The 10,414-nt window shown below is 33.2% G+C and carries 7 protein-coding genes and 1 tRNA gene; 3 read left to right on the plus strand and 5 right to left on the minus strand.

Going from position 1 to position 10,414, the window contains the following annotated elements; all coding sequences use genetic code 11:
• Window positions 1–1,055 (plus strand): M28 family peptidase (locus tag N4A42_RS00380; RefSeq protein WP_294068412.1); only part of this gene is annotated, 1,055 nt, incomplete at its 5' end.
• 65 nt (window positions 1,056–1,120) lie between these two features.
• On the opposite strand, the gene N4A42_RS00385 is transcribed toward N4A42_RS00380, so the two are convergent.
• Both N4A42_RS00385 and bshB1 read right to left on the minus strand, forming a co-directional pair.
• A tRNA-His gene (locus tag N4A42_RS00385) sits at window positions 1,121–1,196 on the minus strand.
• Between the two features lie 60 nt (window positions 1,197–1,256).
• A complete protein-coding gene (bshB1, locus tag N4A42_RS00390; protein ID WP_294068414.1) occupies window positions 1,257–1,979 on the minus strand; it encodes a bacillithiol biosynthesis deacetylase BshB1 in 723 nt (240 codons plus the stop codon).
• 221 nt (window positions 1,980–2,200) lie between these two features.
• Here bshB1 and N4A42_RS00395 point away from each other — a divergent pair, with 221 nt between their 5' ends.
• Both N4A42_RS00395 and pckA read left to right on the plus strand, forming a co-directional pair.
• Window positions 2,201–4,039 (plus strand): SLC13 family permease, encoded by a 1,839-nt coding sequence (locus N4A42_RS00395; protein WP_294068416.1) that lies wholly within the window; start codon window positions 2,201–2,203, stop codon window positions 4,037–4,039.
• 39 nt (window positions 4,040–4,078) lie between these two features.
• Window positions 4,079–5,689, plus strand: a complete 1,611-nt coding sequence (pckA, locus tag N4A42_RS00400; protein ID WP_294068418.1) for a phosphoenolpyruvate carboxykinase (ATP) — start codon at window positions 4,079–4,081, stop codon at window positions 5,687–5,689.
• 54 nt (window positions 5,690–5,743) lie between these two features.
• On the opposite strand, the gene N4A42_RS00405 is transcribed toward pckA, so the two are convergent.
• From N4A42_RS00405 to N4A42_RS00415, 3 genes are all read right to left on the minus strand, one after another.
• Window positions 5,744–6,892 carry an aminotransferase class I/II-fold pyridoxal phosphate-dependent enzyme gene (locus tag N4A42_RS00405; protein ID WP_294068420.1) on the minus strand — a complete coding sequence of 383 codons (1,149 nt, stop codon included), beginning with the start codon at window positions 6,890–6,892 and terminating at the stop codon, window positions 5,744–5,746.
• Between the two features lie 128 nt (window positions 6,893–7,020).
• Entirely contained in the window at window positions 7,021–8,427 is a 1,407-nt protein-coding gene (locus N4A42_RS00410) for an MATE family efflux transporter (RefSeq protein WP_294068422.1), read from the minus strand.
• A 151-nt stretch (window positions 8,428–8,578) separates the two neighbouring features.
• A partial coding sequence (locus N4A42_RS00415) for a cytochrome c biogenesis protein (RefSeq protein WP_294068424.1) occupies window positions 8,579–10,414 on the minus strand: 1,836 nt, incomplete at its 5' end.

Raw genomic sequence — 10,414 nt, forward strand, 5'->3', positions numbered from 1 at the left:
ATGCCGACGGCAATTATATAACTTCAGGAAATAAAGAAGATACAAAATGGTCCAATGGTCGTCAATCATTATCAAGTAAAAGAGAAGCTGCAAAAGCAAATGGCGCTAAAGGACTTATTTACTTAGACAGTAATTTATTTATAAGATACGCACCATATTATCAAAGACAAGCCATGACAGGTAGCTCTGATCGCTTATCATTAAAGAGTAATGATAAAGAACTAATAATGTTAATGATTAACGAAAACCTTGCTAAAGCAATACATTCTTCTATTTTAGAAGATTACGAATCTAGCATTGTTAAAACAAATTTAGATTTGTCTATTGAAAATAAATCTGAAGCTGTTTCATCAGAAAATGTAGTAGCATATATTAAAGGTTCTGAAAAACCTGAAGAGATTCTTGTAATTTCAGCTCACTTAGATCATGAGGGTATTAAAAATGGTGAGATCTATAATGGAGCAGACGATGATGGCTCTGGTACAATAGCCATTTTAGAAATTGCAGAGGCGCTTAAAATGGCAGAAAAAGCTGGTAATGGTCCAAAACGCTCTATTTTATTCCTTCACGTAACAGGAGAAGAAAAAGGGCTTTTAGGCTCTAGACATTATACAGATAACGACCCAATATTTCCATTAGAAAACACTGTAGCTAACCTTAATATTGATATGATTGGCAGAACAGATCCTAAACGTAAAGAAGGTGACCGAAACTATATTTACCTTATTGGAAGTGACAAATTAAGTACCGATTTACATAACATTTCTGAAAATGTAAATTCAAAATACTGTAATATAGAATTAGATTATACTTTTAATGACGATAACGACCCAAACCGTTTTTACTATAGATCTGATCATTACAATTTTGCTAAAAACAATATTCCTGTAATTTTTTATTTCAATGGCACGCACGATGATTATCATCAACCAAGTGATACACCAGATAAAATTGAATACGATTTATTAGAAAATAGAACTCGATTAGTCTTTTATACTGCTTGGGAAATTGCTAACAGAGCAGAAAGACCTAAAGTAGACAAAGCCTCTGAATAAAAACAAACACAGCTTAGATTAGATGTACAAAAAAAGCCTTTCATTTCTGAAAGGCTTTGTCTTTTGGGTGGAAGATGGGACTCGAACCCACGACATCTGGTACCACAAACCAGCGCTCTAACCAACTGAGCTACAACCACCATTTTGATTAGGTGTGCAAATGTAAACCATTTACATTTTTCTACAAAATCTTTTTGTAACTTATTTTAGATCAAATAATGAATTAACAGCAACGTAACGCTCAACTGTATAACCCTCAGCATGTTCTACACCAATCAATCTCCCTAAATTTCTTGCTCTGTACTCTATACTGTCTGTAAAGTTTTTGCTAGAAATAGGAGTTTCGGGCTCATTACTCTTTGGATCAAAAAATTGCGTTTTATAAGCAAGAACAGCTTCCATCTTTTTATCCATATAACCAGAAACATCGACAACTACTTCTGGTTCAATATCTTTCCATTGTATATAATGATAGATAGCTTTTGGTCTCCATGGCTTTTGCCAATTATCTTCATCATGGAGCTTGGTATTAATCTTCATTAAGCCACTCAAAAAGCAAGCATCACTTACCAGTTGACTGCCCTTTCCGTGATCTATATGCCTATCATCTATAGCATTACACAATACAATCTCAGGTCTATACTTTCGTATTTCTTTTATAATCTCTATTTGATGCTTTTTATCATTCACAAAAAAACCATCTGCAAATTCCATATTTGTACGCAAAGCAACATTAAGAATTTTTGCAGCATTAGCAGATTCTTCATCACGAGTTTCTGCTGTTCCACGCGTACCAAGTTCGCCTCTGGTTAAATCAATAATACCAACTTTTTTGCCATTTGCCACTTCCTTTGCTATTGTTGCTCCACATCCTAATTCCACATCATCAGGATGTGCTCCAATAGCCAAAATGTCTAATTTCATGTGTTTTTCAATTTACATTATTGTCAAAAATATTAAAAAGGAAATAGAATCCTATTTTCTTTCTATTTCGCAAACGGTTTCGTTTAAAATCTCTTCATATTCTCTCTTAAAAATTTAACTAAAATTGAATAATTAACTATTCCCTTAAAGCATGACATTCATCATAATAATTACACCACCTAGCCAGTAACTTTACATTAGATTTTTTAGCACATATTATTATGAACTTAATGCTGGCAATCTTAATTATCACTATAGCTCTGTTTATTTGGGGCAAATTTACACCAGATGTTATTGCCCTATCTTCAATGTTAAGTTTGTTCTTATTTGGTGTATTAGATCTAACAGAAACATTAAGTGGTTTTAGTAATCCTACGGTAATAATGATTGCTTCTTTATTTATAGTTGGTGAAGGACTTTCTCAAACTGGATGGACTGCATTGGCTGGTCAAAAATTCATTAAAATAGCCAGCAAGAGCTCAACCAAACTTTTACTAATTACTACACTAGGTTCAGGGCTTCTATCTGGTGTAGTAAGCAATACAGGCACTGTTGCTACTTTAATGCCTGTTACCATTTCCTCAGCATGGAGTATTGGTACTTTACCTTCTAAATTATTAATGCCTGTTGCCTTTGGTTCTAACACTGGCGGCTTGTTAACATTAACAGGTACACCACCAAACATCATTGTAAATAATACTATGTTAGAGAGTGGCTTAGAAGGTTTCTCTTTCTTTGAGTTTGCATTAATAGGATTACCATTATTACTCATAACACTACTCTATTTTAGGTTTATAGGTTATAGATTACTACCAAACAACAAAACCAACAACAAACCTGTAGATGTTAGTACAACACTTCATAAATGGATAAAAGCTTATAAAGTAGATGATGATTATTATAGATTAAGAGTACGTCCCGTATCTCCTTTAATTGGTAAGCGTTTAGGCAAATGGAATTTTGAAGACAATCATCATGTCTCCATCCTAAGGATTAAACGTCATCATCCTAGTGTTTTAAAAAGGAATGAGCCATTTATAGAATTCCCTTATAATGATACAGAATTTAAAAGCCATGATATAATAACAGTAAAAGGTGATACTGAAGCCATAAATGCACTTATGATCAAATTTAGATTAGGACTTCTTCCTCTAGAACCAATTGCAGATGAGTTGCGCAATAATCTTATTAATCAAGAAGTTGGTATGACCGAAATTATTGTAACACCAAAATCTACTTTAGTAGGAAGAAAACTAAGATTAGGAAGGTTCTTTAAACGTTTTGGAGTTCAACTTATGGCTGCATCTAGAAACAACAAGCCATTTACAGATAGTGAAATTGTTGTAAAAGCAGGAGATGCCTTTTTAATTAGAGGTATTTGGGAAGATATTGAGCAACTAAAAACATACCATGAAAACTTAGTAATTATTGGAAGTCCAGAAGGTATGGCCAAAACAGTTACAAACCTTACTTATAAATCTTTTATAGCACTTTTTGCATTAATCTTAATGATTGGTTTATTAGTTTTTAAAATAGTACCTGGTGCTATAGCAGCATTAATTGCTGCTGGAATTATTTTAGTAACAGGATGTGTACCCATAACAAAAGCATACAAAGGTATTAGTTGGATTAGCGTTGTAATGATTGCTGCTATGATACCTATGGGATTAGCACTACAAAAAACTGGTACAGCAAAATTTATTGCAGATGGTTTGGTAAACACCTTAGGAAGCTTACATCCTTTAGCATTACTAGGTGGAATATTTCTCTTAACCACAGCATTTAGTCAGGTTATCAACAATTCTGCAACAGCTGTTTTAATGGCTCCTATTGTTATTTTAACTGCAAGTACCTTAAACTTATCCGCTGCTCCGTTTATGATAGCTGTTGCCATAAGTGCTTCTACAGCCTTTTTAACTCCAGTTGGCACCACTACTAATGCCATGGTAATGACAGCTGGTGAATACAAATTTACAGATTATGTAAAAGTAGGTACTCCTTTACTCCTACTATTCTTAATAACAACATTATTATTAGTGCCATTGATTTGGCCATTTTAAAATTTTTAACTCATGGAAGCATTATTAAATGAATCGATTATGAAAACTAAAGATCTCACAAAGTACGGACTTAAAGACACCAAAGCACATTGGAATCTTTCACCTGAAGAATTACAAGCCATTACCATAAAAAAAGGCATGGGAAAAGAAACTGCAAACGGAACATTAGCTATTAATACAGGTAAGTTTACAGGGCGTTCTCCTCAAGATCGTTTCTTAGTAGAAGATGCGTATACTAAAGATAAAGTTTGGTGGGGAAAAACAAACAAAGGTATATCGCCAGAAAATTTTGATTTTTTACAAGGAGAAATAGAAAAATATCTTAGTGGCAAAGAAATCTTTGTTCGTGATGGATTTGTTTGTTCTGACCCAAAATACAAAATGGGTGTGAGAACCGTTACCGAATTCCCTTGGTCTAATATGTTTATTTATAACATGTTCTTAAGACCTACTCAAGAAGAATTAGAAAACTTTGAAGAAGATTGGTTAGTACTTTGTGCACCTGATTACGAATGTCCAGAACCAAAAAAATATGGCTTAAGACAAGGTAACTTCTCAATTCTTAATTTCACCAAAAAAATTGCACTTGTAGGTGGTTCAGCATACACTGGCGAAATGAAAAAAGGAATTTTCTCTGCTTTAAACATGATATTACCTGTTGATAAAAATGTATTACCAATGCACTGTTCAGCTAATGTTGGTGAAGATGGCGAAACCGCTATTTTCTTCGGGTTATCTGGTACTGGTAAAACAACTTTATCTGCAGACCCAAATAGAAAATTAATTGGAGACGATGAGCATGGATGGACAGCAGAAAACAGAATATTTAATTTTGAAGGTGGCTGCTATGCTAAAGTTATAGATTTAACTGAAGAAAAAGAACCAGACATCTATAGAGCCATTAAACCTGGTGCCATTTTAGAGAATGTCATTTTTAAAGATAATAACGAAATTGACTATATGGATAGTACTATTACACAAAATACACGTGTAAGCTATCCGCTTTATCATATAGATAATATTCAAACACCATCTTATGGAGACAATCCTAAGAATATCTTTTTCTTAACATGTGATGCTTTTGGTGTATTACCTCCTGTATCAAAACTAACTCCAGGACAAGCTGCTTATCATTTTATCTCTGGCTATACTGCAAAAGTAGCTGGTACAGAAGCTGGTATTACTGAGCCTGTACCTTCATTCTCTGCATGTTTTGGCGAACCATTTATGCCTTTACACCCAACAAAATATGCTGAGATGTTAAGCAAAAAAATGCAAGAAGCTGGTGTTAATGTTTGGTTACTTAACACAGGTTGGAGTGGCGGACCTTATGGTGTTGGCTCTCGTATAAAATTAAAATACACAAGAGCTATGATTACAGCCATACTTAATGGTGAACTAGACAATGTTGATTACGAACAGCATCCTATTTTTGGATTATATATGCCAAAATATATACCTAACGTTCCTACAGAAATGTTAGATCCTATAAATACTTGGCTACAAAAAGGAGCTTATGTTAGTAAAGCTATTCAATTAGCACACTCATTCCACTTAAATTTCGAAAAATTTGCAAGTGAAGCTTCTAATCAAATTATAGAAGGAGGTCCATTAATTGATGAACATCACCAATTAAAAGACCATGTTTAATAATTCCATGACCAAAAAGAGCCCTAAAAATGGGCTCTTTTTTATTAGTCAAATTCAAAGAGTTTCTATTGCCTGATTAATATCTCGTTTTAAATCTTTTAAATCTTCAATACCCACAGAAAACCGAATTAACTGATTACTAATACCTATCTTATCTCGCTCTTCTTGTGTTAATAATGCATGAGAGGTTAAATGCGGCGAAAGCACAGTACTCTCTATACCTGCCAAACTCATTGATGATTTTATCAATTGTAACGCTTTCTGAAATTGATAAGCATCTAAACCATCTCTTAATTCAAAAGATAACATGGCACCAAACCCTTTCATTTGAGATTTTGCTAGTTTATGATCAGGATGAGATTTTAACCCTGGATAATAAACCTTACTAATCTTATGATGCCTGTTAAGCCATTTAGCTAGCTTCATAGCATTTTTTGTTTGCTGCTTTACTCTTAGCCCCAAAGTTTTCATGCTACGTTCTAATAACCAAACTGTCATATCACTTAAGCTTCCACCTAAATTTTTGCTTACATTCCAAATACGTTCTATATTTTCAGAACTACTCGCAACTGCTCCTGCACAAATATCGCTATGACCACCAAAATACTTAGTTGCAGAATGCATTACTATATCTATCCCAAAATCTATCGGGTTTTGATTTACAGGAGATGCAAACGTATTATCAATAGATGTTACTATACATTTAGACTTAGCCAACTTGGCAATAGCTCTTATATCTGTAATAGTTAATAGTGGATTTGAAGGAGTTTCAATATGAATTAATTTGGTGTTTTCTTGTATAGCATTTTCAAAGTCTTTAACCTTATAGCCGTTTGTAAATGTATATTCTATACCATATTTAGGAAATTCTTCTTTTATAAAATTTACTGTTCCACCATATAGAGTATTTTGCACAACCAAATGATCTCCTTTTTGTAAAAAAGCTAAAAACATATGGCTAATAGCTGCCATACCAGAACCAAATATTAGAGCTGCTTCAGTATGTTCTAAAGCTGCTATTTTCTTCGATAAATGCTCTTGATTTGGCGTATTAAAATATCTAGGATAGCGTTTTACATCTACATCCAAAAATTCGTACGAAGAACTTAAATATATTGGAGAAACTGCGCCTTTAAATTGTTCATCTTTAATCTCGCCTACATGAGTACAAATGGTATTTAACCCTAACTTTTTCTTTGACATCTTTTTAATTTAATACACCTAAATTTACTAAAAGTATCAATAACACTAAATAAAAGAGTTAGCACGCCGTGAAATCACATCTATGAGCACATAAAATATGTTACATTTGCTATAAGAAAAAAAGTATATTATACCTTAACAGACTTCCAAAGCCCTTTTTTAAACCAAAATATTCCGAGAACTGTAATTAATACTTCTGCAAAAGTAATTGCCATAAAAACGCCTAGTGGTCCAAAATCGAAAATAAAAGCCATAAGATAAGCAAATGGTAATTGAAATAACCAAAAGCAGATAAAGTTAACTCTAGTTGGTGTTTTTGTATCACCAGCCCCATTAAATGCATTAATAATCACCATACCATAACCATAAAACACATAACCAGCAGCAATAATTCTAAGACACAAAGCACCATTACTTACCACTTCGGCTTCTTGCGTAAACCATGAAATAATCTCAGGTGCAAAAATGAGATAAACTATTGATACAAATCCCATGAAAATAGCACTATACTTTCCGGTTTTCCACACAGAAGCCTCTGCGCGATCTGGCTTTTGAGCTCCTAAATTCTGACCTACCAAAGTTGCCGCGGCATTGCTCATTCCCCAAGCTGGCATTAAAGTAAACATCATTACACGGATTGCTATGGTATAGCCTGCTAAGACTTCGCTACCAAACTCACTCATAATACGCATTAAAAACACCCAAGACGATGTACCTATTAAAAACTGCCCTATACCACCAAGAGACACCTTTATTAAATTTAACATTACTGCTACTCGAAACACTAAATCTTTAAAACCTACTTTTATCTTACTCCATCCGTAGAATAGTACCATTAACTGAAAAATTACTGCTGTTCCTCTACCAATAGTTGTAGCTATTGCTGCACCTTCTACACCAAAAGCAGGTATTGGCCCTAATCCAAAAATAAATATTGGGTCTAAAACAATGTTTAAACCATTAGACAACACCAAAGCCCACATCGCGATAGACGCATCTCCTGCACCTCTAAAAACAGCATTGATTAAAAACAGAAGCATTATAGTAACATTTCCACCTAACAATACTTTAGTGTAACCATAGCCTTCAGCTATTAAATCTGGTTCACCTCCCATTAATTGCAATATTTCCTTTGGAAAAAGCACACCAATAATACTAATTATAATGGCTACAAAAATTCCTAAACCAATCACTTGCACAGCTGCTTGTGACGCTCCCTCTCTATCCTTCTCTCCTATTCTCCTAGCGACTATAGCAGTTGCAGCCATACTTAAGCCAATAGCTACAGCATAAACTAGCGTAATTACAGACTCTGTAAGTCCTATAGTAGCTACAGCATTAACACTTACTTGAGATACGTAAAAAATATCTACAATGGCAAAGATAGATTCCATGAGCATTTCTAGAATCATGGGGATAGATAACATAAAAACAGCTCTACGAATACTACCTGAAGTAAAATTTTGTTCCTTGCCAGAAACAGCGATTTTTAAATATTTAAAAAATTGTTGTATTGAAATTTTATTGGATTGCATAATTTAAAATCAATTATTAAAAAGATCGCTAAACAATAGTATTGTTTAACAATAAAATATCACACGAAGTAGTGACGTATTTTTCCGAAAGGTAAATTAGGCAATCATAATGCGCACAAATATGCGCATTATTTTTAAATTTTCATAAAATCTATTTGTAATAAATCTTATACTTTCTATAAGCTAGAAAAGCCAATGTAGCTATAATAGCTAACGCTATAGCTATAAATTTAAAACTTAAAATTTGGTCTCCACTAGCATAAGAGTGTAAACCAGATAAATAAAAGTTTACCCCAAAGTAAGTCATTAAAATACTTCCAAAAGCTAAAACAGACATTAAATTATACAACCAACGGCCTCTTAGTCCTGGCACTAATCGCATATGAATTACAAAAGCATAAACCATAATACTAATAAGCGCCCATGTTTCTTTAGGATCCCAGCCCCAATATCTTCCCCAACTTTCATTTGCCCACATACCTCCTAAAAATGTACCTATTGTAAGTAATGTAATACCAACTGTTATAGCCATTTCGCTAATGATTGTTATCTCCTTTATATTGATATCCATTAATTTTTTATTGTCCTTAGTTGTAAAAATCATCAACAATAAAGAAATAAGTCCTAAAATCATTGATAATGCAAAAGGACCGTAACTTGCAACAATAATAGAAACATGAACCATTAACCAATAGCCTTGTAAAACAGGCTCTAAATTTGCTATAGAAGGATCCATCCAGTTCCAATGCGCAATCATTAAAATCATAAAAGTTACAAAAGCAGAAGCTGCAATTGTTAAATTACTTTTTCTACCAAATAACAATCCAAATAGCATCACAGACCATCCAACAAAAATCATAGATTCATAAGCATCACTCCAAGGTGCATGTCCAGATAAATACCAACGCCATATTAATCCACCTGTGTGTAAGGCCAAAAACACTATTATAAATCCTATTATAATGTTTATCGCTATTTTTATCCAAGACGAATTATACTTAAAAATTTGAGCAATTATAAGTATAAATAAAAGCAAAGACGCATACATATACCAACTAAACAATCGTTTAAATATATCGTACTTGTTATATATAATTTCTGCTTTTATTTTATCATCAGATAGCATTACTTCACTACCAAACTTTTGTTGCGTTTTTTTAAAACTAACTAACAACTCATCTGCTTTTGAAAAATCACCAGTCTGCTTAGCGTTATTTAAAGTAACCAAATAAGCATTAAACCCATTATTGATAAAATTACCGTAAAGTGTGTCTTTTATTTTAAAACGATAATCTTCTTTTCTAAACTCTAAAGCAGAAATCCATTTGTTATTTTCATCTTCGGGAACAGGAAATATTTTTATATTTCTACCTTCAATAGCATCTGACAAAAAGCTTAATCGTTCGTATGTATTTTTTACCTCTTGTAAAAATCCTCCTTGTACTTGAGCATCAAAAGCCTCTTCCAAATAAGGACCTAATTTATTTCTACCATCTGGTGTGAAAAAATCTAAAAGACTTACGTGCTTTTGAGATTTATCAATTCCAATAATTGTTCTTATTGAATCTGCCTTCCTAGGTGTTAAATAAATAATAGGCATATTATACCATAACATAGGACTCTCTTGTATGGATAGAAATACCTGAGTAGCATCAAAGTCTTCGTAAACATCACTTTTACTTATTTTTCGTAACATTTCAGAAGCATACGTATGTATAGGCATCATACGTCCACTATAGTCTTGAATCACCATTTCTGCAAACTTATCTGCATGAACCTTTGGTGTTACATTTGCTTTTAAGATAGAATCTAATTGCTCTTTTGGTGGCTTGGTCATTATATGATTATGACCATCATCTTGCGAATGTGCCTGACCGAAACCAGAAAAACTTAATAACAACACCACCATTGTCATTAATTTAGCTTTCTTCTCTTTAAGCTTATTCAGTCGTTTTCTTATAGTATCGAAACGCGTATGATTTACAAA

Source organism: Winogradskyella sp. (assembly GCF_025210595.1).
In the GTDB taxonomy this organism is placed as follows: domain Bacteria; phylum Bacteroidota; class Bacteroidia; order Flavobacteriales; family Flavobacteriaceae; genus Winogradskyella.